We start from the raw sequence: 26,165 nt of genomic DNA on the forward strand, positions 1-26,165 counted from the left end.
ACGAGGTGACCTATGAGCTCCATTTGGAACGCGCTAGTTCACTCTTACGCTTTTTTGGCGACTGTTCCCATTATCCCATTTCTTCTCGTGTACATCGTAGCGTCGTACCGAGGGTTGGAACGCAAGCCTGCGATTCGGCTCGCGATGGACATCACGACCGTATTTCTGTTCGGCTGCGTGGCTATGTTGCTTAATCTTCGGTTACATACAAGCTTTGGTCCGTTTTTCCTTATTCTCGTCATGCTGATCGGCGGAGGATTGATCGGAAGTGCGCAAAACCGGGTCAAAGGAAAGGTTGATGCGCGTAAATTGGTGCGCTCCGTCTGGCGGCTGTCCTTTTTCGGTCTGACTGTTCTATACGTTCCGTTGATGTTGCTGGCGATCATTTTTCCGGCAACCAAAGCTTAAAGCTGCGAAAGCCGTCTTTTCCGCCCCGTGTTCTAAACCTTTTGACGATCGGTCTGCTGTTGTGTACAATCGATTTTGAATGGCACAACGACAGATCGGGGGACACTTCCCTTTGAACATTACATCTTTTATCGAATCCAATTCTTCTTCATTGGCCGAGCGTTATAGATTGGGAGACTCGCAAGTATGCGAGTTATTCGGCAGTCATCCGTCGAACGAACGGGCATGGGTGGACAGAGCCGCTTGGCTCGACGCTAATGCAAACAAACGGGCAAATTTAAAGCAGATTGCCGACGTCGTGAGAAAATATCATCGCGGATTGCCCGGCGGTAAGGAAACGGAAAACTCTCTCGCCAAATTAGAGCGGGAAGATTGCCTTGTCGTCGTCGGAGGCCAGCAGGCCGGATTGTTCGGCGGGGCTCTGCTTATTTTTTACAAAGCACTATCGGTTATACAAGCCGCTCGCGACGCGGAGCGGAGACTTTCGAGACCCGTCGTTCCGCTGTTCTGGATCGCAGGGGAAGATCACGACTTCGACGAGGCGAACCACGTGAACGTGCAAGTCGCCAGCGGCGAGGTTAGAAGAGTTAGAATCGAACGTCCGGATGGGCCGCGGCTTGCGGTTACCCGGACTCCAGTCTCGGAGGAGCAATGGGCTACTGCGCTGCAGGAGCTTGCAGAGCAATTGCCGGATACGGAATTCAAGCCCCGGCTTCTTGATCGACTGCAGAGCCACGTCGCGGATGCGCCGTCCCTGAGTCTCGCGTTTGCCCGACTGCTCGCGGACTGGTTCGGTGACATGGGACTCGTCTTGATGGACGCCGACGATCCCGATTTGCGGGCACTCGAAGGGCCGATGTTCCGCGAGCTGATGCTTCGTAATGACGACTTGGCGGCGGCGCTGAAGACCGGAGAAAGCCACGTCTCCGAAATGGGCTTCAAGCTTCAGGCGGAGACGACTCCGGGAAGCGCGAACCTATTCCTTCATCACGAGCAAGGAAGACTGCTGCTCCATAAAGACAAGGGCAGTTTCACCGACCGCAGGGGCAATGTCTCCTATACTTGCGGAGAAATGATCGAATTGTCGGCAACCCGCCCCGATTTATTAAGCACGAACGCATTGACGCGCCCGCTTATGCAAGATTTCGTACTACCCGTATTGGCGGCCGTTCTCGGGCCTTCGGAAATTGCTTACTGGGGCATTCTAGGCCCTGCGTTTAAGGAGTTTGGCATGTCCATGCCAATTCTGCTCCCAAGGCAATCGTTTACTTACATCGAGCCGGCTATTGTTAAGCTGCTGAGTAAATATTCGCTTACCGTGGAAGAAGCGATCGTCGATTGGGAGAGCAGAAGAGCGGAATGGCTAGGGAAGCAGGACGAATGGCGTCTGGAAGAGCGGTTCCGCGATGTCAAGGAACGATTCCGCGAGCTGTATGCGCCGCTGATGGATACCGTCTCGAAGGTACAGCCGGGGATGGCGGGATTGGCGGAATCCAACCGCGATAAAATTCTGGAGCAAATCGCCTACCTCGAGACGCGTTCCACGGACGCGATCGCCAAGCGTCACGAAGCATCGCTTCGGCAGTGGGATCGGATCAGGCAATCGTTATCGCCGCTCGATAAACCTCAGGAACGGCTGTACGGAACCGTGCATTTCTGGAACCGGTACGGCCCGGATTGGCTGAAGCTGTGGAGCGACGTCCCTTTTGACGAAAAAGGCGGTCACCGGTTGGTGGAAGGAATGCCTGGTTAATGAAACAAAAATCGACATCTACGGAGGAAATCTATCGTGAAAACCGCTTTGAATAGCATTGTCCGCGATCCGTCGCTGGCTCCGGAAGGCAAGCTGAAGATCGACTGGGTGCAGGCACATATGCCCGTTCTGAACCAAATTCGCAAAGAATTCGAGCGCGATCAACCTTTTAAAGGGCTTCGGGTCGCGATCTCGCTTCACTTGGAAGCGAAAACGGCTTATTTGGCCAAAGTCGTTCAAGCGGGAGGCGCGGAGGTCGTCATTACCGGCAGCAATCCGCTCTCTACCCAGGACGATGTGTGCGCCGCGCTTGTCGAAGACGGAATCGCGGTCTACGCGAAGTACAATCCGGACCCGCAAGAATATAAAGATCTGATGATCAAGACGCTGGAGACGAAACCGGATCTCATTATCGACGATGGCGGGGATCTGGTATCGATCCTCCATTCGGAGCGCCAGGATTTGCTCGCGCAAATTCGCGGAGGCGCGGAAGAGACGACAACCGGCATTCTTCGCTTGAAAGCGATGGAAAAAGAAGGCTCCTTGAAGTTCCCAATGGTAGCCGTCAACGATGCGTATTGCAAGTATTTGTTCGACAATCGCTACGGTACCGGCCAGTCGGTATGGGACGGCATCAACCGGACGACGAACCTGGTCGTCGCCGGCAAGACGGTCGTCGTTAACGGGTACGGTTGGTGCGGCAAGGGTGTTGCAATGCGCGCCAAAGGTCTTGGAGCGAACGTTGTCGTGACCGAGGTGGACGCGATTCGCGCGGTGGAAGCCTATATGGACGGATTTACGGTGCTGTCGATGGAGGAAGCGGCCAAGGTCGGCGACTTCTTCGTCACCGTAACAGGCAACAAAGACGTCATTCGCGGCTCGCATATCGCGAACATGAAGGACGGCGCGATCCTGTCCAACGCTGGCCACTTCGATGTCGAGGTCAACTTGGTCGAGCTTGCGGCGATGTCGGTATCCAAGCGTGTCGTACGCCGCAATATCGAAGAATACGAGCTCAAGGACGGCCGCAAGATCTACGTGCTTGCCGAGGGGCGCCTCGTCAACCTGGCCGCTGGTGACGGACATCCGGCGGAGATCATGGATATGACATTTGCCCTGCAAGCGATCGCACTCCGTTATGTGAACGAGAACTACGAGAAAATCGGCAAACAGGTCATCAACGTTCCGTACGAGCTTGACGAACTGGTCGCACGGACGAAGCTGGAATCGCTCGGCATCCAGATCGATGCTTTGTCCGAAGAGCAGAAAGCTTATTTGGACAGCTGGACTGCGCACTAAATAGAATTTAAGATCCCGCTCGCCGCTTTTGGCGAAGCGGGATTTTTTATTTGTCCGCCACCCCTCCCAATGTCGCAAAAAGCAACAATGGTGAGTCCAATCCGCCCGTCACCCCTCCCATCGCAAAAAGCAGCAATGGTGGGCCTGATCTGCGCGCTGCCGCTCCCATTGTTGCAAAAAGCAGCAATGGTGGGCCTGTACTGCGCGCTGTCTTTCCCATTGTCGCAAAAAGCAGCAATGGTGGGCCTGTACTGCGCGCTGCCGCTCCCATTGTCGCAAAATGCAGCATTGGTGAGCCAATTCAGCAAACTGTCCTTACCATTGTTGCAAAAAGCAGCAATGGTGGGCCTGATCTGCTACGTGAGGTCGAAGGTTGTTTAGTTAGGTTTGGCCGGGCTATGGGAGGTCGGAATGGAGATTAGCACGATTTAGTTGGGTTTGGTCGGACTACGTGAGGTGGCACTCCCTAACTAGCAACATTTTCCTGGACTGTCGCGTCTATCCTTTTAGCATGCAACGATTAATAAAGGGGAGATCGATATGAAGGGGAGGAAAGGCCGGAGTTTGCGCAACGGAACGTTGATCCTGATGGCGGTGGTGCTTTTGCTGTCTATCGCGGCATGCAGCAGCGCGAGGGACAGCAGCAGCGCGAAGAGCGACAGCGATTTCGCAAAGATGGCTCGCTCCGAAAGGGCGGCGAGTCAACCGATGGCTGAAGCTGTGCCGTCGGCATCAGTCTCGTTGACGTCGGCGGAGTCGGATATCAAAGCGGCGTCGGTGCAAATCGCCAGCGCGGGTACGGGCGGAGGAATCGGTCCGATCGCGGATGCGAACGCGGGTTATGGGCGCAAGGTCATTTATCGCGCGGAATTGGTCATGAAAGTCGAGCGATTCAAGACGGCCGAGGAACAATTGATGAACCTCATACATCTCAGCGGAGCGTTCGTCCTGCAATTTTCGGATAGCCGCAACGAGGACGAGGTCGGCGCTACGTACGTGATCAAAGTTCCGTCCGAAGGGTTCTCGTCCTTTCTGGAGAAGCTTCAGAAGATCGAGAGCTTGAAATTCGAGCGCGAAGTGAACGGTAATGACGTCACGGAGGAGTACGTAGATCTCGACGCCAGGCTTAATGCCAAAAAAACGGTAGAAGCCAGACTGCTCTCTTTTATGGATAAAGCGACGAAGACGGACGATCTATTAAAATACTCTAACCAGCTAGCCCAAGTGCAGGAAGAAATCGAACAGATCAAAGGGCGTATTCGCTATCTCGACCAGAACGTCACATTTTCCACGGTGAATCTTCGGTTATACCAGTCGTCGGGAATCGAGTTGGTCAAAAATAAGCCGCAAGACGAAAAAGCTTTCGGACAAAGGCTCGGTGACGCCTTATCCGGCAGCGCCAAAGTTCTTCGCCAATTCGGGGAGTGGCTGCTCGTGATCATCGCCGCGTTGTTGCCGGTGCTTGCGGTTGTCGCGGTGATCGGACTGCCGACTTACGTGATCGCGCGCAAACGTTCGGCTACCCGGAAAATTCGTTTGAAAGAGGAACGCAAAGCCTGGAATAAGCCGTTCGTGGCAACGGAACAATCCGATGCTCCGCCGAAGAACGAAGCGCTGCAAGAAGAAAACGCCTCCATTCCGGAGCGTCCGGATGAGAAAGATGAGAATCGTTAATCTCGTAAAATAAATTTTGAAAAATCCTGCCTTCGGGGCAGGATTTTTATTTTATGTCACGAATAATCATCATAAGTGGTTTAAAGTGGGGGAAAGTGGTGGATGTTGGGGGAGGTGTGGGGAGCTTATGTTTTTAGGGGAATTTCAGCATACGATCGACGATAAGGGACGCATTATTATCCCGGCGAAATTCCGCGAAGCTCTTGGCACCGACTTTATTATCACCCGCGGATTGGACAACTGCTTGTTCGTCTATCCCCGCGAAGAATGGGCTCATCTCGAACAGAAGATCAAGACGCTGCCCTCCATGGCGGCGAACGCGAGAGCTTTCTCGCGGCTCCTCTTCTCGGGCGCGTCCGAATGCGAATGGGACAAACAGGGCAGGGTAAACGTACCAAACCACTTGCGCGAATACGCGAAGCTGGACAAGGATTGCACCGTAATCGGCGTTTCCAGCCGCGTGGAGATTTGGGATAAGGCGACATGGGAAGAATACTCCCGGCAATCCGCCGAATCTTTTAACGAGATCGCAGAGAAACTGGTCGATTTCGATTTTAATTTCTGATCTGTTTACAACATCAATAACCATACATACACAAGAAAGACGGACCCGCAATCGGGTGCCGGGAGGCTGCAAAAATGTTTCACCACGTTACTGTATTAAAAAAAGAGTCCGTAGACGGTTTGAATATTCGTCCAGACGGAATTTACGTCGATTGCACATTGGGCGGAGCGGGGCATAGCGAATTGATCGCATCCCAGCTCGGTCCGAAAGGCAGGCTGATCGCGCTTGATCAGGACGAAACCGCGCTCGCCAACGCGCGCGTGAAATTGGCCGCTTACGGAGATATCGTGACGCTAGTGAAAAGCAACTTCAGGCATTTGAAAGCGGCGCTGAGAAGCGCAGCGGTTCCGGAAACGGACGGCGTGCCGCGAGTCGACGGAATATTGTTCGACCTCGGCGTGTCGAGCCCGCAGTTGGACGAGGCCGATCGCGGCTTCAGCTATAACCACAACGCCGAATTGGACATGCGGATGGACCGCGACGAATCCCTTACGGCGAAGGAAATCGTCAACGAATGGGAAGAGCGGACGATCGCGGACATTCTTCGGGATTACGGAGAAGAGAAGTTCGCCCGCAAGATCGCGGCGAATATCGTGAAGGCGAGAGAGAAAGCGCCGATCGAAACGACGGGACAACTCGCCGAGATCGTCAAATCCTCGATCCCGGCGGCGACTCGCCGCACCGGGCCGCACCCGGCGAAGCGTTCATTCCAGGCGCTGCGCATCGCGGTGAACGATGAGCTCGGCGCGTTCCAAGAGGCGCTAGAACAGGCGATCGATTGTTTGCTTCCCGGCGGCCGCGTGGCGGTTATTACGTTTCATTCGCTGGAAGATCGGATTTGCAAGACGACGTTCGCCAAAGAAGTGGCGAGTTGCAGTTGTCCGCCGGATTTTCCGGTATGCGTGTGCGGAGGCGGAGACGGACGTTTGAGACTGACGCCCCGCAAACCGATCGTACCTTCCGAACAGGAATTGGAGATAAATCCGAGAGCGCGTTCTTCCAAGCTGAGAATAGCGGAAAAGCTCGGTAAATGATAAGTTCAACCGTTGCATAACAAACTGAGAGGGGCACAAGGAACATATGGCTTATTACGGTAACTTGGCGCTTCGTCCGGAGCGCACAGAGGAACAGCAGGTTAAATCGAATGCTCATGTTGGCGTGGCCAAAACCAAAGTAACGCTTCGCCGCTCGATTCCGATAGGGGAAAAGCTGATCTATTTATTCACGATCGGCTTGATTGTATTTGTCGCGGGACTCATCATTTATCGTTACGCGCAAATCTATCAGATTAACGTCAATTTGCAAGGGACGAACAAGACATACAATCAGGTGAGCGAGCAGTCGAAAGAGCTGCAGAAAGAAATCGAACTCCTAAGCGATCCGAACCGAATTAAAGAAATCGCGATGAAAAACGGCTATGTTCCCGTTACCGGCGATAGCATAGTCGCTTCCAAAGATGATCGGAACGCCATGGCGATGAAGCAGCGTTAACGGGATCGGTACGGGAAGAGGGCCTAGTTATGACGAAAAGAATTAAACTGAGGACGTTGCTGGCGGGAGGGTTGTTTACCCTCCTTTTTATCGGTTTGATCTTCCGCTTATATTGGGTTCAGGTATATAAAGGCTCCTTTTTCTTGGAGAACGCGATGAAAGTATGGAGCGCGAGCGAGACGATCCGCCAGGAGCGAGGGATGTTGCTGGACCGCAACGGCAAAGTGTTGGCGGCCGACGCTCTCGCTTATACCGTCGCGGTTAATCCGAAGCTTATCGCCAAATATAACGAGCAGCATCCGGAGTGGAAGTTTGCGGACCAAATCGTCTCCAAACTGCATATCGTGCTAGGCACGCCGGAAGACAAGCTTAGGGAAATGATCACCTCGAAAAAAGAGAACGGAGAGTATCGGGATCAAAGAGAGATCCGGCCCGATGGCTGGAAGATCGATAAAGAAATTAAAGACCGACTGTCGGATTTCCGTGAGGAACTGCGCAAACTGACGGGAAAGAACGATGTCGGACTGTATTTTATGAATGAACAGAAGCGCTATTATCCGAAGGGACCGCTCGCCTCGCATATTCTTGGTTACGAGGACAAGGACGGCATCGCGATCCTCGGGTTGGAGAAAAAGCTAAATGAGGAACTTAGCGGATCTCCCGGATATATTAAGTACCAGAAGGACGGTTCTAGGACGCAGTTGCCCAACGGCGACGTCGATTTTAAACAAGCGGTGGACGGCAAAAATGTCACGCTGACAATCGACCAGGATATTCAGTTTTATATCGAAGAAGCGCTAAGAACCGCCTACGAGCAATATCACCCGATCAGTATTACCGCGATCGCCGCTGATCCGGATACGATGGAGATCCTTGGAATGGCTAGCCTGCCGGATTACGATCCGAACACCTTCTGGGATTATAAGGATCAATCCGTTTTCCGGGACAATGCGATCCAATCGTTATACGAGCCCGGCTCGACCTTTAAAATCGTGACGTTAGCAGGCGCGGTGGAAGAAGGGCTATTCGATCCGAACGCCTACTATAAGTCGGGCATGATTAAATATAGCCCGAAAGATAAGCCGGTCAAGGACCACAACAACGGCATCGGTTGGGGCGAAAACGGGATGATCACGTATTTGGAAGGGCTCAAACATTCTAGTAACGTAGCGTTCGTCAAGCTTGGTTACGAGAAGTTGGGCAAAGAACGTTTAATCAAGTATATTAACGGTTTCGGCTTCGGCCAGAAGACCGGTATAGAGCTGCCGAACGAAGTGTCCAGGCCTTACAGCCTGGATTGGCCTTCGGAAGTTGCGACGGCGACGTTCGGGCAGGGCAAAGTACTCGTTACGCCGATCCAGCAGGTCACCGCGGTAGCGGCCGTAGCAAACGGAGGAAAGCTGCTTCAGCCGCATATCATCAAGTCGATCAGCGATCCGAATACCGGCGAGAAAATCGTGACGGAGCCGAATGTCATTCGCCAGGTCATCTCTCCGGAAACCTCGCGTAAAGTCGGTGAGTATTTGGAAACGGTCGTCAGCGACCAAGCGATCGGAACGGGGAAAGCCGCATATACGCCCGGTTACCGGATTGCCGGCAAAACGGGAACGGCGCAGAAAGTTTCAAGAGGCGAATCTGGCGGTTACGCCAAAAACAAATACGTCGTATCGTTTATCGGGTACGCGCCGGTAGAGCATCCAAAGGTCGTGTTGTACGTTGTAGTCGACGAGCCCAAAATCGACAACGCCGGAGGCGGTAAAGTCGCCGGGCCGATCTTTAAAGATATTATGGTCAAATCGCTGCAGCACCTGGGCATCGAGCCGAAGCTGAGCAAGGAGGAGGAATCGCCCTCAAAGAGTTCGCCGTCAACGCCTGGCAAAAAGGCCGAATTGACGGCTTCAGTGCCGGACGTGACGGGAATGACGGTGACGCAAGCGCGGGATCGGCTGAAGGAGAATAATTTCCAGATCGGAGTGCTCGGCAAAGGCAATAAGGTATTGCAGCAACTCCCTAAAGGGGGCAGTGTATTGCCGCCTTCACAGCGAATCTATTTGCTGACGGATACGACGCCGGGCAATGTTCCCGATCTGACGGGTTTGTCACTGCGGGACGCGCTGGAGATGTGTTCGTTGCTCCAAGTTGTCGTCGCGGTTGAGGGCGAAGGGTACGTGACCGGACAGAAGGCCGTCAAGACAGACGATAAATGGACGTTGCAATTAACGCTCTCCCCGAAAGGGCATGCTGAGAAACTTACAGATAAGCAGACGGACCCCCCTTCGGAAGAGTGAGGGCTTGTTCTAACCCACTTGTCCCTGGAATAGTCTGAAACTAGGCGAAAGCCATGCAGACGTTCCCGGTAAAGGGGGTTTTTTCTTTATGAAGATATCACAGGTGACGGTCCGCAAGCGGCTCTATATCGTCTTGGTGTTTGCCGTCATCGCCTTCGCGGCCTTGATTATAAGGCTTGGTTACGTGCAACTCATGATCGGCGGGGAGATCGCGAAGAAGGCGGAGGATTCCTGGAGACGCAACATTCCGTTCGAAGCGAAGCGGGGCGACATTCTCGACCGCAACGGCATTCGGCTGGCGTACAACGTCAGCTCTCCGACGATCTATGCGATTCCGGTGCAGGTCAAAGATAAGCAGGGGACGGCGAGAAAGCTGTCCGGACCGCTCGGGATGTCGGAAGATCAATTGGTTACATTGATGTCCAGAAAGGTGTCGAGCGTGGAACTCAAGCCCGGAGGCCGGAAAATGACGACGGAGAAGGCGCAGGAAATACGTAACATGGCATTGCCCGGGATCTTTGTTTCCGAAGACAATAAACGCTATTACCCGTACGGGAATATGGCCGCGCACGTGCTTGGCTTTACGGGAAGCTACAACCAGGGCTTGACCGGATTGGAGCTTCAGTACGATGCGCGATTGACGGGACTGCGAGGCAGCGTGTCCTATTTGGCCGACGCGGCGGGAAGGAAGATGCCGCAATCGGCCGATCAATACATCCCTCCTCAAGACGGTTTGTCGCTGCAGCTGACCCTCGATCAGACGATCCAATCGGTCGTCGAACGAGAGCTCGATCAGACGATGCTGCAGTATCATGCGAACAGCGTCATCGCGATCGCGATGAATCCGAATACCGGAGAGATTTATGCGATGGGCAGCCGGCCTTCGTTCGAGCCGGACAAGTACCAGGAAGTATCGCCCCAGGTATACAACCGCAATCTTCCGATATGGATGACGTACGAGCCGGGTTCCACTTTTAAGATTATCACGCTGGCTGCTGCGATCCAGGAAGGTAAAGTGAATCTCGAGCACGAGCATTTCTACGACCCTGGATTTATCGAAGTGGCCGGCGCGAAGCTGAGATGCTGGAAGAGAGGCGGCCATGGCAGCCAGACGTTCCTCGAGGTCGTGGAGAACTCTTGCAACCCGGGTTTCGTGACGCTCGGCAATCGGTTGGGCAAGGATTTGCTATTCTCCTATATCAACAATTTCGGCTTCGGTAAGAAGACGGGAATCGATCTGAAAGGCGAAGAGAACGGAATTCTATTCAAGCTGAAGCAGGTCGGTCCGGTCGAACTTGCCACGACCGCGTTCGGCCAAGGCGTGTCGGTCACGCCGATCCAGCAGATTACGGCGGTGTCCGCGGCGATCAACGGGGGCAAGCTGTATAAGCCGTTCGTGTCCAAATCGTGGATTCAGCCGGAGACCGGGATCGTTCTGGAGGAGACGAAGCCGCAAGTCGTACGGCAGGTGATCTCTCCCGAAACGTCCAAAACCGTGAGAGAGGCACTTGAGAAGGTCGTGGCGCAAGGGACGGGGGGCAAAGCGTTCCTTGAAGGTTACCGGGTGGGAGGCAAGACGGGGACAGCCCAGAAAGTCGTGAATGGCCGTTATTCCAGCAACGAGCATATCGTTTCCTTCATCGGTTTCGCGCCGGCCGACGATCCGCAGCTCATCGTCTACGTTGCCGTCGACAACCCCCAAGGCATTCAATTCGGCGGCGTCGTCGCCGCGCCGATCGTTCGCAATATTATGGCGGATGCATTGCCGTATTTGGGCGTGAAGCCGCGGAGCGTTCAGGTGGAGAAAGAATATAAATTCGGCAGCGGCGAGCCTCGCACCGTAACCGTGCCGAACCTCGTCGGCAAGACGGTGTCCGATATTTACGAGGATATGAACTCGAACTTTCATCTGGCATCTTCTGGTAGCGGGGATGCGATCGTTCGACAGGCACCCGCAGCGGGGGCAAGGGTCGAGCAGGGTTCGGTCATCCGCATCTATCTGGGCGCATCGGACTAAAGTTAGGTTTTCCCCCTTGAACGAGGACATTCATTGGAACATAATGAGTGTACACTGCATATCAGGTCGTCAGGAGGCCGGTTTTACATGAAGTTAAATGAATTATCCCAACAATTGCTGCTCTATCGGATGATTGGCGATTCCGCCGCGGAGATTGGAAGCCTGGCAGTCGACTCCCGCAAAGTCGAGCCGGGCTGCTTGTTCTTCTGCGTGCCCGGGCACGCGGCGGACGGTCACGATTACGCCGAGCAAGCGATCTCCAAAGGAGCCGCAGCGTTAGTCACGGAGCGGGAGCTGCCGATCACGGCGACACAGATCATCGTGCCGGACGTAAGACAGGCGCTTGCGCTGATCGCCGATTACTATTACGGCCGACCTTCTCATAAACTGCGGCCGATCGGGGTTACGGGAACGAACGGCAAGACGACGACCACCTATCTGATCGAACGAATCTGGGCGGACGCGGGTGTGGCCGCAGGGGTGATCGGCACGATCGAAACCCGTTACGCGGGAGAGAGCTTGCCGATGTCGGGGACAACGCCGGGTGTACTGGAGTTGCAGCAAATCTTGCATGACATGGTCGAGGCGGGGACGGAGCGCTGCGTGATGGAAGTCTCTTCCCATGCGCTGGATCAAGGCAGGGTCAAAGGCTGCAGCTTCCGCACGGCGATCTTCACCAATCTCACGCAAGACCATTTGGACTATCACGGGACGATGGAAGCTTACGAGTCGGCCAAAGGATTGTTTTTCTCCAGGCTCGGCAATACGTATTCCGACGACCCGCGGGAACGGACTTACGCGGTGCTTAACGGGGACGACGAAGCTTCGGCCAGGTTCGCCAAGATGACGGCGGCAGAGGTGCTGACCTACGGCATCGAGAAAAAGGCTGATCTTCAGGCATCCGAAGTTCGTATTGCGGCGGGAGGAACATCCTTTAAGCTGGAATCCTTCCGCGGCAGCCGCCAAGTGAAGTTGAAGCTTGTCGGCAAGTTTAACGTCTACAACGCGCTGGCCGCTCTGGGGGCGGCTCTGTGCGAAGGGATCGGACTGGACGAGGCGATTACGAGTTTGGAGCGAATCGGCGGCGTGCCGGGGCGTGTAGAGCCAGTCGACGCGGGACAAGATTTCGCCGTCATCGTCGATTACGCCCATACCCCGGACGGACTGGAGAACGTCCTGAATACGGTGAAGGAGCTCGCGACGGGGAATGTCATATGCGTGTTCGGCTGCGGTGGCGATCGCGATCGGACGAAACGGCCGATCATGGGACGTATCGCGTCCGATCTCGCCGACAAGATCATCGTCACCAGCGATAATCCGCGCACGGAAGATCCGGAACTCATTATTCGCGATATCGAGGCCGGTCTGAAGGAAGCGGGAGCTACGAGAGACCGCTATGAGCTAGAGCCCGATAGGCGCGCTGCGATAGAAAAAGCGGTTGAAATGGCAAGCCCCGGCGATGTAGTATTGATTGCGGGGAAAGGCCATGAGGCGTATCAGATCATCGGAAACGTTACGCATGATTTCGATGATCGTCTCGTAGCGAAAGAAGCGATAAGGAGTCGAAACCAGTGATGCAGGCAACGGTACGCGAAGTAGCGGAATGGAGCGGCGCGGAACGAATCGGCGGTTTATCCGGAGACGAGAGCTTGCGGTTGATCGGCGTTTCGACGGACACGAGACATATTCGACCGGGACAATTGTTCGTTCCTCTGAGAGGCGAGCGGTTCGACGGTCATGAATATATTGAAGCAGCCAAAGAAGCGGGGGCTTCGGCGGCGCTGTGGGACAGGGCGATTCCGTTACCGGACGTCGGCATGCCTTTGATTCTGGTCGAAGACACGCTAGCCGCGCTTCAGAAGCTGGCCGCCGCGTATTTGAACAAGCGGTTAACCGCGAAAGTCATCGCGATTACGGGAAGCAACGGCAAAACGACGACCAAGGATTTGATTTCCTCCGTGCTGGCGACAAGATATCTTGTACATAAAACTGAGGGAAACTACAATAACCACATCGGTTTACCGTTAACCGTGCTTGGCGCGCCCGTGGATACGGAAGCGCTCGTGCTCGAGATGGGGATGAGCGGCTTCGGGGAGATTTCCCTGTTATCCGGCATGGCGCGGCCCGACGCAGCGGTCATTACGAATATCGGGGAGTCCCACCTTCGACAGCTCGGTTCGCGAAGGAACATCGCGAAAGCAAAGCTGGAAATCACAGAGGGGCTCAAGTCCGGCGGGACGCTCGTATACTTCGGCGACGAGCCGCTCATCGGGGAAGAACTGCCTGGCGCCTTGGCCGGCAAAGAGATCAAGCTGGTCACCTTCGGCGAGAACGCGGACAACGATTGGATCGCACGAAATATTCAGGTTACGACCGATGGCACGCGATTTACAGTCGCCGGGGACACGGAAACGACGTACGAACTTCCGATTCCCGGCAGGCATAACGGGGTGAACGCTTTGGCCGCCGTCGCGATCGGCGGATTGTTCGGGCTATCGCCTGACGAGATCGGCGAAGGACTTCGACTCGCCAAGCTGACAGGCATGCGGATCGAACGCAGCAACGCGAAGGTCGGAGCGGTCGTCTTGAACGACGCGTACAATGCAAGCCCGACTTCGGTCAAAGCCGCTATCGACTTGGTTGGGGAACTTTCGGGTTATCGGCGCAAGTGGGTCGTGCTCGGAGACATGCTGGATCTAGGCGATGACGAATTGGCGATGCATGGGGAGATCGGCCGCTATTTGGACAACTCGAAGGCCGATCGCGTTTATGTTTACGGGCCGTTGTCGAAACGGACGTTCGAAGAAGCCAAACCGAAGTACGCGGACGGATGGGTTCGCCATTTCGAGAATAAGATTGAGCTAGCCGACGCATTGCTCGAAGATCTAGCTCCGGACGATCTGGTGCTGGTCAAAGCATCCCGGGGCATGAAAATGGAAGATGTCGTTACGATGTTGCAGAGAGGAGGCAGAGGGTGACGGAATGGACTATACATCGGTTTTTTGGACTTTAGGCGTTTCTTTCGTACTTGCGGTTTTATTCGGTCCCCTGTTTATTCCGCTTCTTCGCAGGTTAAAATTCGGACAGCAGGTCCGTGTAGACGGTCCCGAGTCTCACTTAAAGAAGTCCGGCACGCCGACAATGGGCGGGATTATCATTTTGGCGGCGTTAACTCTCGCGTTCTTGCGATTCGCGGATCGCGGACCGGAATACTGGGCGCTCTTAACTGCTTGCTTAGGATTCGGTCTCGTCGGGTTTTTGGACGATTATATTAAAATCGTGTTTAAACGTTCGCTCGGACTAACGGCCAAACAGAAATTGTTTGGACAACTGCTGTTTGCCGTCATTTTCTGTTATATTTTATACACGATGAATCATAGTACGAGCATAGGCGTTCCGGGCACGGACTGGTCGGTCGACCTAGGGTGGGCGTATTATGCGCTGGTCGTCGTCATGTTCCTGGGCTCCACGAACGCTGTCAACTTTACCGACGGCCTTGACGGCTTGCTTGCCGGGACAAGCGCTTTGGCGTTCGGCGCGTTCGCCGTCGTCGCGGTGGAAGCGACACAGCCTCAAGCCGCGGTATTCAGCGCGGCGGTCGTCGGCGCGGTGCTTGGTTTTCTCGTCTACAACGCTCACCCAGCAAGAATTTTCATGGGAGATACCGGCTCTCTTGGGCTTGGCGGAGGCATTGCCGCCGTTGCAATACTGACCAAGACGGAACTGCTTCTTATCGTCATCGGGGGCGTATTCGTACTCGAGATGCTCTCCGTCATCATTCAGGTCGCCTCGTTTAAGACAAGGGGCAAACGGGTGTTCAAAATGAGTCCGATTCATCATCACTTCGAGCTTTCCGGCTGGTCGGAGTGGCGCGTGGTGACGACTTTCTGGTTCGTCGGGCTGCTGCTTGCGGGAGTCGGATTATGGTTGTTTAAGTCAAGTTAAGTTAAGGTTCGCTTAAAGGGGCAAATGCAAAGATGATGCAGCTTACATCCTACCGGGGACGTCATGTCGTCGTTCTCGGTTTGGCGAGAAGCGGCGTAGCCGCCGCGAAATTGTTCCACAACGTCGGAGCCGACGTCGTCGTCAACGACAAAAAAGAGCGGGATCAATGCCCCGAAGCCGACGAATTGACGGCTTTGGGCATTTCTGTTGTGTGCGGGCACCATCCTGACGGGCTCGTGACGAAGGATACGGCGCTGCTCGTCAAAAATCCGGGCATTCCCTACACGGCGCCTCCGATCATCGAAGCGCTCCGGCTTGGGGTGGAAGTGGTTAGTGAAGTCGAGATCGCGGGACACCTGTCTCCCGCGCCGCTCATCGGCATTACCGGTTCTAACGGCAAGACGACTACGACGACGCTTACCGGAGTTCTTCTTGAAGCGGCAGATCTTAAGCCGCTCGTGGCCGGCAACATCGGCCGTCCGCTTAGCGAAGCTTCCTTGGAAGTGGAGGAGGACGGCTGGCTTGTCGCTGAGCTCAGCAGCTTCCAGTTGAAAGGGACGTCAGATTTCCGTCCACGCATCGCTTGCCTACTCAACGTAGCCGAGACGCATCTGGATTATCACGGGTCGATGGAGGATTATGTCGGTTCGAAGGCGAAGTTGTTCAAGAATCAAACGCAAGACGACATCGCCATCTACAATGAGGATGACGAAACTTGCCGCCGTTTGGCGCAATCGTTCAAAGGACGGAAATTTCCTTTTTCCGTCACGCAGACGCTAGACGTCGGCATTATGATCGATCCGCCGTACGCCGACATCCGCCCCGCCGACGATGAGGCGGAACTGGAGCGTTGGATCGTTAGCCGTGAACCGGGCGGCGCGTTACGTCGAATCTTGCGCGTCGACGAGCTCGGCATCCCCGGACGCCATAACGCGGCAAACGCGCTTGCCGCGATCGCGATCGCGCTATCTGCCGGGGCGGATCCGCAGCGTCTTGCGGAGCCGCTGCGGGAGTTCCGCGGAGTCGAGCATCGCCTGGAATACGTCGGTACATTCGGCGGCGTGAAGTTCTACAATGATTCCAAGGCAACCAATCCGATGGCGACGACGATGTCGATCCTGTCGCTGCCGTCGCCGCTCATTCTGATCGCCGGTGGACTCGACAGAGGGTCCGATTATATGGAATTGCTGCCCGTCTTCCGCGATCGGCTGAAAGGCCTGGCCGCCATCGGAGAGACGAGAGAGAAGCTCGGCCGCGTTGCGTCGCTTTCCGGTTTATCGCGGGTGAAAATCGTCGAACCTGTAGAGGACGCCGAACAGACGCTCCGCCAAGCCGTGTTGGAAGCCGCCGCCATGGCGGAGCCGGGAGACATTGTACTTCTCTCGCCCGCGTGCGCAAGCTGGGACATGTTCCCATCCTACGAGGCAAGGGGTCGCATTTTTAAGCAATCGGCGCATACGCTGTAAGAGGGGGCTCGTCCCCACTCTTGCAAACCGCGAGGTGTCCGGTTCATGGCCAAAACCCGCTCCGTTCCCGATGTTTGGATGATCTCCGCTACGTTAGGCATATTGGCCATAGGTCTGGTGATGGTATACAGCGCCAGCGCCGTAGCGGCTTTTCACGATTACGGAGATTCGTTCTACTACGTGAAAAGACAATTGCTGTTCGCCGTACTCGGAATTGCTGCCATGTTCGTTACGATGAACGTGGATTATACATTTTGGCGGAAATGGGCGGTGCCCGCGCTTCTCGTATGTTTCGGCCTGCTCGTCATCGTGCTCGTACCCGGGCTCGGCGTCGTGAGGGGCGGAGCCAGAAGCTGGCTCGGCATCGGTTCCTTTGGCATTCAGCCGTCAGAATTCATGAAGCTCGCGATGATATTGTTCGTCGCCAAGCTGCTCTCGGAGCGGCAAAACCGGATTACCGATTTTACGAAGGGACTGCTTCCCCCGCTGGGCATACTGGGTGCGGCATTCGCTCTCATCATGCTGCAGCCGGACTTGGGAACGGGAACCGTCATGATTGGCGCTTCCTTGCTTGCGATCTACGTAGCCGGCGCTCGAATCTCTCATCTTGCGGGCCTGGCGATGGTCGGCGTCGTGGGCTTGGTAGGATTGATCGCCGCCGCACCATACCGATTACAGAGAATTACGGCCTTCCTCGATCCTTGGCAAGATCCGCAGGGCGCAGGATATCAATCGATTCAATCGCTCTACGCGATCGGCCCCGGAGGGCTGGTCGGCCTTGGACTCGGAATGAGCCGCCAAAAATATAATTATTTACCTGAGCCGCAAACGGATTTTATATTTTCCATTCTGGCCGAGGAACTTGGTTTTATCGGCGGCAGTTTGCTCATTCTTTTGTTTTTGCTGCTGATTTGGCGAGGCATGAGAACCGCGATTACGCTGACCGATCCGTTCGGCAGCCTGCTGGCCACGGGCATCGTCGGCATTTTCGCCGTCCAGGTGTTGATCAACATCGGCGTCGTCATCGGCTTATTGCCGATTACGGGGGTAACGTTGCCGCTTGTAAGCTACGGCGGTTCGTCGCTTACGTTATTGCTGACGGCGCTCGGCATATTACTTAACTTATCACGTTATTCGAGGTGAAATTTGATGCGTGTCGTTTTGACCGGAGGAGGCACAGGGGGGCATATTTACCCCGCGCTGGCCATCGGCCGCGAAATCGCGGATAAACAACCGGGTTCGTCGCTGCTGTACATTGGGACGACTCGCGGGCTGGAAAGTCGGATCGTGCCGGAGCAGGGCATTGCGTTCGAAGATATTACGATTACGGGTTTTCGGCGCTCGCTCTCCTGGGAGAACGTACGGACGGTCATGCGTTTCGTCCAAGGCGTTCGGCGTTCAAAGCAATTGCTGAAATCGTTCAAGCCCGACATTGTCGTCGGAACCGGCGGGTATGTCTGTGGTCCCGTCGTATATGCCGCTTCGCGGCTTGGCATTCCTACGCTTATTCACGAACAGAACGTTCTACCTGGACTGACGAACAAGTTTCTAAGCCGGTACGTGGACGGCGTCGCGGTCAGCTTCCCTGAGTCCGCGGCGCATTTCGCGAAATGCCCCAATGTTGTCTACGCGGGCAATCCGTGCGCTACGAGAGTGCTTCAGGCGAACCGTAACAGCGGGTACGAATCGTTAGGCTTGAAGCTGGGCACGCCTTTCGTGCTTGCCGTCGGCGGAAGCGGAGGGGCAAAAGCGCTGAACGAAGCGCTCGTTCAGGCGGCTCCTTTGCTTCGTAAACTGCCCGGCGTTCATCTTGTATTCGTCACCGGAGAAAGATTTTATAAAGATACCGAGGCGGCGATTTCCAAGGATTTGCTAGACGTCGCGAGCAGAGTAAAGGTTGTTCCGTATATTCGCAATATGCCGGAAGTTCTAGCCGCGGCGTCGCTGTACGTCGGGCGCGCTGGCGCTTCTTTTCTTGCGGAGATTACCTCGCTCGGCATTCCGTCCATTTTGATTCCGTCGCCGAACGTCACGAATAATCACCAGGAAGCAAATGCGAGAAGCCTGGTCAACGCCGGTGCGGCGAAAATGATTCTGGAACGCGAACTGACGGGAGATTTGCTGTTTGCTCGCATTGGCGAGATTATGGGAGACGAAACGCGGCGGGCGGAGATGTCCAAAGCTTCGCGAGGGCTGGGCATGCCGCAATCCGCGTCGCTAGTATACGAACAAATCGTGCGATTGCAACAAAAAAGATAATGGATCGTCCTTCAGGAGCCAGGAAAATGGGCGTTTGTCACAACACCTCCCCAGCCGTCATAAGATACAGCGTGATCGTGACTGTCGGACTTGAGCGCCAAGGCGACGACGGAGACCCGAAGCCCTGAAGGACATGTAAGGAGGATTAACGCCATGGATCAGTTGGTCGCTGAGCTAACGCAAGCGGGAATCGGCGAAGTGCGGTTGAATGAACCGCTCGCTGGGCATACGACTTGGAAAATCGGCGGACCCGCGGATTTATTGATTATCCCGGCTACCGAGGAGGAGCTCGAAACAGCCTTGCGGCTATTGTCACGCGATGGCGTCTCATGGTGCGTTCTTGGACGCGGATCCAATACTCTCGTGTCCGATAAAGGGGTTCGGGGTGCCGTCATTAAACTCGGAGATGGTTTTGACGACTTATGCTTTGATGGCGAGACGGTGACGGCGGGAGCATCGTATTCGTTCATCAAGCTGTCGGTCATGGCCGGCAAGGAAGGGCTGACCGGACTGGAATACGCGGGAGGTATTCCCGGAACGGTCGGCGGAGCCGTATACATGAACGCCGGCGCTCACGGTTCCGACATTTCACGCATCCTAAAGTCAGCAAGCATCGTTTGGGAAGACGGAAGTCGGGCAGTGCTCGGAAACGAGGAGATGAAATTCTCCTATCGCCATTCCATCCTGCAAGAGCGCCGAGGGATTATTACCCGTGCGGAACTTCAATTGGCAATGGGTGACCGCAAGGAGATCGCGGCCGCCATGGCGACGTACAAAGATCGCCGGCGCCGCACCCAGCCGCTGCAGATGGCCTGCGCAGGCAGCGTATTTCGCAATCCGCCGAACGATCATGCCGCAAGGCTGATCGAAGCGGCCGGATTAAAAGGCTTGCGCCAAGGAGCCGCAGAAGTTTCCCAATTACACGCCAACTTTATCGTGAACCACGGCGGTGCCAAGGCTGAGGACGTCCTCACCCTCATCGGAAAAGTCCAACAAATCATCGAACAAACCTATGGAATATCGCTTGTAACGGAGGTTCTCTTGATGGGTGAGCGGTAACCCGGAGGTGAAACCCTTGGACAATTTGGTGATTGAAGGCGGACATCCGCTTTCGGGCACCATCCGTATCCATGGAGCCAAAAATGCCGCTTTGCCGATTTTGGCCGCCAGCTTGCTCGCGGAAGGAGAAGTGAAGATCCGTAACGTGCCCAGATTGCTCGATATCGAGGTCATGCTGGACATTCTGCGAGATCTGGGGTGTAAAGCCCAGCATCAGGATACGGTGGTGACAGTCGAAACGGCGGTCGCAACATCTTCTCACATTCCGGAGACGCTGATGCGCAAGATGCGTTCCTCGGTATTTCTGATGGGTCCGCTTCTCGCGAGATTCGGAGAAGCCCAGCTCTATCAGCCCGGGGGCTGCGCGATCGGCGAAAGAAAGATCGACTTGCATTTGCGAGGTTTGGCGGCGCTGGGAGCGAAGATCGAAGAGAAGGGCAGTAGAATCGTCTGTTCTGCCCGGCGTCTGCAGGGCGCCGAAATCAGCTTGGATTTTCCCAGCGTAGGCGCAACCGAGAACATCATGATGGCAGCCGTTCTGGCCCAAGGCCGGACCGCGATTATCGGGGCCGCCAGAGAACCTGAAATTCAAGATTTGCAGCAATTTCTGAATCAAATGGGCGCACGTGTGGAAGGCGCGGGAACGGACACGATCATGATCGACGGAGTCGAATCTTTATACGGCTGCGATTTCGAAGTCATTCCCGATCGGATCGTAACCGGCACGGTTATGGTCGCCGCCGCCGCTACTCGCGGCGAAGTCACGTTGGAGAATACGAAGCCGAGCCAATTGACTTCTCTCATCCATGTGCTCCGCCGCGCAGGTGTTCAAATCGAGGCTGGAAATGATATAATGAGAGTCGGCGCATTTAAACGTCCTTTGGCCGTTGACCGGATCGTCACGTCGCCTTATCCGGCATTTCCGACCGACCTTCAAGCTCAAGTCATGACGCTGCTGGCTTTGGCGGACGGGGTAAGCGTGTTGAAGGAAACGGTATTCGAAGGCAGGTTTAAGCATGTGGATGAACTATGCCGCATGGGCGCCGACATTCGCGTCGATCTAAACAATGCTTTTATTCGAGGGGTCCCTCAGCTATACGGTGCGACCGTAGAGGCAACGGACTTGCGTGCAGGCGCGGCACTTGTGATTGCGGGGTTGGCGGCCCAAGGCCGTACCGTCGTCGAGCAGATTCATCACATCGACCGCGGTTATGATCGAATCGAAGAGATGTTCCGCCGGATCGGCGGCAACATTACGCGCGAAGTTAACAAGAGCAAGGTTTACAGCTAACGGTGACGGTTCCCCGCCGCAGAAGCTTTCTTCCGCCGCGGGGATTTTTATGGGCAATGCCGGAGACAAGCTTAACCCGCGAAGGGGTGACGGATGTTGAATGATAGAATTCCCGCGCTGAAGAAAGAGGCGGAAGTTCCGCGGACTCGCCGCGGGAAGAAATTGCTGAGGCTTGTCATTGCTCTGGCCGTTATCGTTCTGGTCGTGTTGTTCTTTCGTTCCCCATTGTCGAAAATTTCTGAAATTCAAATTACGGGACAAGAATTCGCGAGTCGGGAGGAAGTCGAGCAGGCGCTTGGGATTTCGTCCGGAGATTCTTTCTTTTATCCGAGCATCGGAAAGCTCAAGAGCAGATTGGATGCCGTGAAACCGATCGAGAGCGTACGGATAATCAAAAAATTTCCTGGCGTTCTTCGCGTGGAGATTAAAGAATATCCTCAAGTCGCCATTCAACTCGCCTCCGACGGCAAAATGTCGGCGATACTTTCCAATGGCTTGATGTTGACAATGCCGGAGGGCAAGCTGTTGGACAAGCCCATCCTTTCGGGATGGAAGCCGGCGGATGGCAACTTGGCTTCTCTCTGTCGCGTATTAAGCGGATTGCCCGGTTATTTGATGGCGGATTTGTCGGAGATTCAGCCCGATCCTTCGACCTCATACCCCGATCGGATCAAGCTTTATACCCGCTCGAGATTCGAAGTGACCACGACAATTGGACTATTGAAAGATAAGATCGCCTATCTTAGCGATATCGTGCAAAATCGGGAGCCCGGAAAGATAATTATGTTGGAAGCGGACACTTATTTGCCCTATTCGGCGGAAAATGTTACAGATGAAGCGGAGTAAGCCGATAAACATAAGGAAAAGGACTCTACTCAATAGGCGAAAATAATGCTAGAATTTTATTTACGGGTGAATTGGATAATTCTTTAGATGAGATATAGATTATCCCTGCGAGCAAACAAAAATATTGTTGAAAAAAGAGGGAAAACCTCGCGGATGTGGAATATATAGACGAAGCATCCCTAGTACGCAGCTATTTTCATCGATCTACGGGAGGTGCCACCGGTTGAGCAACAATGACCTCATTGTCAGCCTGGATATCGGAACGTCGAAAATCCGGGTGATTATCGGGGAAATCAGCAACGGGGCCATTAACATCATTGGCGTAGGATCAGCCGATTCCGATGGAATCCGCAAAGGCGCCATTGTCGATATTGACCAAACCGTGCAGTCCATTCGCAATGCCGTCGATCATGCCGAGCGCATGGTCGGTATCGGAATCAGCGAAGTTTACGTCGGGATATCCGGCAATCATATCGCTTTGCAGAGCAATCACGGTGTCGTTGCCGTCTCCAATGAAGACAGGGAAATTGGCGAAGAAGATATCGAACGTGTACTGCAAGCTGCTAAAGTGGTTGCATTACCGCCCGAACGGGAAATTATCGGACTCGTTCCCAAGCAGTTTTTAGTTGACGGACTTTCGGGCATACAGGATCCGCGAGGCATGATCGGCGTCCGTTTGGAAGTCGAATGCACAATCATTACCGGAACTAAAGCCGCAGTACATAACCTGATGAGATGCGTTGAGAAGGCAGGATTGAAAATATCCGGTCTGATCTTGATGTCTCTCGCTTCTGGTATGATGGCATTAACGAAAGACGAGAAACAAATGGGTACCGTTCTTGCAGATATTGGTGCAGGATCGACGACTCTTGCCGTTTTTGAGGGAGGCAGTCTTTCAGCCGTATCGACTTTGCCGATTGGCGGAGATTACGTGACAAGCGATATTTGTTACGGACTCAAGACTCAGACGGAACATGCGGAAAAAATCAAGCTGAAATATGGCTGCGCCCGTACGGACGATGCCGCCGAAGACCAGAAGTTCAAGGTTATGCGCGTCGGCAGCAATATGGAGAAGGAATTTTCGCAGCTTGATCTGGCCAACATTATCGAGCCTCGCATGCAAGAGATTTTTCAAATGATTCGCCAAGAAGTCAAACGTCTTGGTTATCATGACAAAATCAATGGTTACGTATTAACGGGCGGATCGGTTTCTTTGCCAAGCGTTCTTCCGCTGGCCCAATTTGAACTGGAGTCCAATGTAAGAATTGCCGTGCCGGATTATATCGGGGTCAGAGATCCTTCTTTCAGCAGCGGCGTAGGCATGATTCAATATGTCACCAAATACGTTCGAACGCGTTCGGCTGGGCCGAAGCGCGCTCCTAAGTCGAAAGCGGCAGCCGCAAGCTCAAGCGGCACGGCGACGGCATCCAAGCCCGGCGTTGTTGAATGGTTCAAAAACATGTTTAAGGAATTTATTTAAGCCGCCGCTTATTAGAGAGAACCATTCAAGCGAAGCAAGGAGGAGTTAGCAAATTATGTTGGAGTTTGATTTTGATATGGAACCACTTGCGAAAATCAAAGTCATCGGGGTCGGTGGCGGCGGCAGCAACGCTGTAAATCGGATGATCGAGAACGGCGTCAAAGGCGTCGAATTTGTTACCGTGAATACGGACGCGCAAGCTTTGCACCTTACCAAGTCCGAGCAAAAGCTGCAGATCGGGGACAAGCTCACCCGCGGTCTTGGAGCGGGTGCCAATCCAGACGTTGGAAAGAAGGCTGCCGAGGAGTCTCGGGAATTCATTACGAATTCACTCCGATCGGCAGATATGGTATTCGTTACTGCCGGAATGGGCGGCGGTACGGGTACAGGCGCAGCTCCGGTAATCGCCGAACTCGCCAAAGAATGCGGCGCGTTGACCGTCGGCGTCGTTACTCGTCCGTTCACGTTCGAAGGCCGTAAGCGTTCTACGCAAGCGGAGCTCGGCATCGAAGCTTTAAAAGAAAAAGTAGATACGCTTATCGTCATTCCGAATGATAGATTGTTGGAGATTGTCGACAAAAAAACGCCGATGCTGGAAGCATTCCGCGAAGCGGATAACGTTTTGCGTCAAGCCGTACAGGGTATTTCCGACCTGATTGCGGTTCCGGGTCTTATTAACCTGGACTTTGCCGACGTTAAGACGATCATGTCCGAGCGCGGCTCCGCTTTGATGGGAATTGGACAAGCCACTGGCGAGAACCGTGCCATGGAAGCGGCTCGGAAAGCGATCATGAGTCCGCTTCTCGAGACTTCCATCGAAGGCGCGCGCGGTGTGATCATGAATATTACGGGCGGCTCGAATCTGAGCTTGTACGAAGTCAACGAGGCGGCAGAGATCGTCATTTCGGCTTCCGATCCGGAAGTGAACATGATCTTCGGTGCCATTATCGATGATAACTTGAAAGACGAGATTAAAGTTACCGTGATCGCAACGGGGTTCGAACACAAAGGACCTTCCCGCCGTCAGGCAGCTCCCTCGGCTCTCCCGCAAACACAGCCTGAAACGGCTAGCAGCCAGAACGAGGCGCGTCAATCGAATAATCTGCGTCCTTTCGGCAATCAAAACGTGTCAAGCGATCAACTGGACATCCCTGCGTTTCTTCGCAACCGTCCGCGCGGCGATCGTTAAAAGTTATGATTCATACAGCGATAAGCTTCAGTTTCCGATCATTCGGAACTGGAGCTTTTTTGTCGTTTCCGTCGACAAAAAAAGGTTTTGAGGGTCGGCAAGATTAGACAGACACCGGATTTGAAAGCGATTATACTGGGTTCGGGCGGAAAAGGATGGGAACCCAATGACCGTTTATGTTGATCTCGTTTTTCTGACCAATCTGGCAGTTGACGGAACCGTGCTTCTAACGACTGCCAAACTACGTCGCAAGAGACCTTCTCGGACGCGTTTGTTTGCGGCCGCGTTTCTCGGGGCTCTCTATGCGGCGGTAATGTTTTGGGTTCATATTCCCTACTTTTATTCATTCGGAGCCAAAGTATTCATCTCGCTCGCAATGGTGCTGCTTTCTTTCGGATATGGCGGTCCGCTCCAATTCGTTCGCAATTTCGGCGCTTTCTACATCGTTAACTTTGCGACGCTGGGCGGTGTCATTGGGCTTTCCTTTCTAATGCGTTCTGCGCAATCTCCTTGGGAAGGGATGACATATACGGCGGATGGTGGAGTCATCCTGGAATGGCAAATGCAGCTTGGGTTATTCATCGTTGCTCTGGCGTTGTCCGTATGGTTATTTCGCAGTACCGCTGAAACGGGCCGGAAACGTCAAGAGCTGGAGCAGTTATTCTGGGATATCGAAGTTAGAGTAGGCGAGGGGAGCTGGACGATGAAAGCCCTCCTGGATACCGGAAACCGCCTATACGAACCGTTAACCCGGATACCCGTCATGATTATGGAAGCCGCCGTATGGAAGGATCAGCTCCCTCTCGGATGGAGCGACAGGCTTCAAACGGAATCCCCGGATTTGCTCATCACCGAACTGGATACCCGCGATTCGGAAGTCTACAGCTGGGGAAGTCGTCTCAGACTAGTTCCCTATCGTGCAGTAAACGGGGCAAGTCGTCTCATGCTGGCCGTCAAACCGGATATCGTGCTGTTATCCCGGGGAGATCAGCCCCCCATTCAAGCGAATCGGGTGCTTATTGGTTTAGATGGAGGCACTTTATCATCCGAAGGAACTTATCGCGCCATAGTCCATCCCGACATGGCTCAAGCCGACCCTAAGTCGTCGGCTCCATCTCAACCTGCGTGACAGGAG

22 protein-coding genes are annotated in these 26,165 nt (G+C 54.3%); all 22 read left to right on the forward strand.

The annotated features are described in order from the left end of the window. Positions 1–12 precede the first annotated feature (12 nt). Entirely contained in the window at positions 13–408 is a 396-nt protein-coding gene (locus FPZ45_RS11150; protein WP_144701256.1) for a DUF3397 domain-containing protein, read from the forward strand. Between the two features lie 112 nt (positions 409–520). Then, complete coding sequence (bshC, locus tag FPZ45_RS11155; RefSeq protein WP_186438347.1) at positions 521–2,161, forward strand: bacillithiol biosynthesis cysteine-adding enzyme BshC; 1,641 nt, start codon at positions 521–523, stop codon at positions 2,159–2,161. Between the two features lie 36 nt (positions 2,162–2,197). After that, on the forward strand, positions 2,198–3,460 hold the full coding sequence (locus tag FPZ45_RS11160; RefSeq protein WP_144701260.1) for an adenosylhomocysteinase: 1,263 nt from the start codon (positions 2,198–2,200) through the stop codon (positions 3,458–3,460). Positions 3,461–3,595: 135 nt separating this feature from the next. Then, positions 3,596–3,841, forward strand: a complete 246-nt coding sequence (locus FPZ45_RS11165; RefSeq protein ID WP_144701262.1) for a hypothetical protein — start codon at positions 3,596–3,598, stop codon at positions 3,839–3,841. A 159-nt stretch (positions 3,842–4,000) separates the two neighbouring features. Further along, positions 4,001–5,134, forward strand: a complete 1,134-nt coding sequence (locus FPZ45_RS11170; protein ID WP_144701264.1) for a DUF4349 domain-containing protein — start codon at positions 4,001–4,003, stop codon at positions 5,132–5,134. Between the two features lie 127 nt (positions 5,135–5,261). After that, the gene (gene mraZ / locus FPZ45_RS11175; RefSeq protein ID WP_144701266.1) at positions 5,262–5,699 is read left to right on the forward strand and encodes a division/cell wall cluster transcriptional repressor MraZ; all 438 of its coding nucleotides are present in this window, start codon (positions 5,262–5,264) and stop codon (positions 5,697–5,699) included. Between the two features lie 74 nt (positions 5,700–5,773). Further along, on the forward strand, positions 5,774–6,733 hold the full coding sequence (rsmH, locus tag FPZ45_RS11180) for a 16S rRNA (cytosine(1402)-N(4))-methyltransferase RsmH (protein ID WP_144701268.1): 960 nt from the start codon (positions 5,774–5,776) through the stop codon (positions 6,731–6,733). A 46-nt stretch (positions 6,734–6,779) separates the two neighbouring features. Beyond that, positions 6,780–7,190 (forward strand): cell division protein FtsL, encoded by a 411-nt coding sequence (ftsL, locus tag FPZ45_RS11185; protein ID WP_144701270.1) that lies wholly within the window; start codon positions 6,780–6,782, stop codon positions 7,188–7,190. A 29-nt stretch (positions 7,191–7,219) separates the two neighbouring features. After that, the gene (locus tag FPZ45_RS11190) at positions 7,220–9,478 is read left to right on the forward strand and encodes a penicillin-binding transpeptidase domain-containing protein (RefSeq protein WP_144701272.1); all 2,259 of its coding nucleotides are present in this window, start codon (positions 7,220–7,222) and stop codon (positions 9,476–9,478) included. An 88-nt stretch (positions 9,479–9,566) separates the two neighbouring features. Beyond that, complete coding sequence (locus FPZ45_RS11195) at positions 9,567–11,495, forward strand: stage V sporulation protein D (protein ID WP_144701274.1); 1,929 nt, start codon at positions 9,567–9,569, stop codon at positions 11,493–11,495. A gap of 87 nt (positions 11,496–11,582) precedes the next feature. Continuing rightward, positions 11,583–13,070 carry a UDP-N-acetylmuramoyl-L-alanyl-D-glutamate--2,6-diaminopimelate ligase gene (locus FPZ45_RS11200; RefSeq protein ID WP_144701276.1) on the forward strand — a complete coding sequence of 496 codons (1,488 nt, stop codon included), beginning with the start codon at positions 11,583–11,585 and terminating at the stop codon, positions 13,068–13,070. Further along, entirely contained in the window at positions 13,067–14,473 is a 1,407-nt protein-coding gene (locus FPZ45_RS11205) for a UDP-N-acetylmuramoyl-tripeptide--D-alanyl-D-alanine ligase (RefSeq protein ID WP_144701278.1), read from the forward strand. Before FPZ45_RS11200 ends, FPZ45_RS11205 begins: the two co-directional genes overlap by 4 nt. 4 nt (positions 14,474–14,477) lie before the next feature. After that, positions 14,478–15,440 (forward strand): phospho-N-acetylmuramoyl-pentapeptide-transferase, encoded by a 963-nt coding sequence (gene mraY / locus FPZ45_RS11210; protein WP_144701280.1) that lies wholly within the window; start codon positions 14,478–14,480, stop codon positions 15,438–15,440. A gap of 32 nt (positions 15,441–15,472) precedes the next feature. Then, the gene (gene murD / locus FPZ45_RS11215; protein ID WP_144701282.1) at positions 15,473–16,906 is read left to right on the forward strand and encodes a UDP-N-acetylmuramoyl-L-alanine--D-glutamate ligase; all 1,434 of its coding nucleotides are present in this window, start codon (positions 15,473–15,475) and stop codon (positions 16,904–16,906) included. A gap of 45 nt (positions 16,907–16,951) precedes the next feature. Beyond that, positions 16,952–18,049: a stage V sporulation protein E gene (gene spoVE, locus FPZ45_RS11220; RefSeq protein WP_144701284.1), complete on the forward strand. Its 1,098-nt coding sequence runs from the start codon at positions 16,952–16,954 to the stop codon at positions 18,047–18,049. Positions 18,050–18,055: 6 nt separating this feature from the next. Next, a complete protein-coding gene (gene murG / locus FPZ45_RS11225; protein WP_144701286.1) occupies positions 18,056–19,165 on the forward strand; it encodes an undecaprenyldiphospho-muramoylpentapeptide beta-N-acetylglucosaminyltransferase in 1,110 nt (369 codons plus the stop codon). Positions 19,166–19,318: 153 nt separating this feature from the next. Further along, positions 19,319–20,224 (forward strand): UDP-N-acetylmuramate dehydrogenase, encoded by a 906-nt coding sequence (murB, locus tag FPZ45_RS11230; protein WP_144701288.1) that lies wholly within the window; start codon positions 19,319–19,321, stop codon positions 20,222–20,224. Between the two features lie 16 nt (positions 20,225–20,240). After that, on the forward strand, positions 20,241–21,515 hold the full coding sequence (gene murA, locus FPZ45_RS11235; RefSeq protein WP_144701290.1) for a UDP-N-acetylglucosamine 1-carboxyvinyltransferase: 1,275 nt from the start codon (positions 20,241–20,243) through the stop codon (positions 21,513–21,515). Positions 21,516–21,608: 93 nt separating this feature from the next. After that, on the forward strand, positions 21,609–22,361 hold the full coding sequence (locus FPZ45_RS11240; RefSeq protein WP_144701291.1) for a cell division protein FtsQ/DivIB: 753 nt from the start codon (positions 21,609–21,611) through the stop codon (positions 22,359–22,361). 223 nt (positions 22,362–22,584) lie between these two features. Next, positions 22,585–23,841: a cell division protein FtsA gene (ftsA, locus tag FPZ45_RS11245; protein WP_144701293.1), complete on the forward strand. Its 1,257-nt coding sequence runs from the start codon at positions 22,585–22,587 to the stop codon at positions 23,839–23,841. 55 nt (positions 23,842–23,896) lie between these two features. After that, on the forward strand, positions 23,897–25,030 hold the full coding sequence (gene ftsZ, locus FPZ45_RS11250; RefSeq protein WP_144701295.1) for a cell division protein FtsZ: 1,134 nt from the start codon (positions 23,897–23,899) through the stop codon (positions 25,028–25,030). Positions 25,031–25,196: 166 nt separating this feature from the next. Then, a complete protein-coding gene (gene spoIIGA, locus FPZ45_RS11255; RefSeq protein WP_144701297.1) occupies positions 25,197–26,159 on the forward strand; it encodes a sigma-E processing peptidase SpoIIGA in 963 nt (320 codons plus the stop codon). Positions 26,160–26,165 lie beyond the last annotated feature (6 nt).

The sequence above is a fragment of the Cohnella terricola genome, assembly GCF_007786475.1.
Classification (GTDB): Bacteria; Bacillota; Bacilli; order Paenibacillales; family Paenibacillaceae; genus Cohnella; species Cohnella terricola.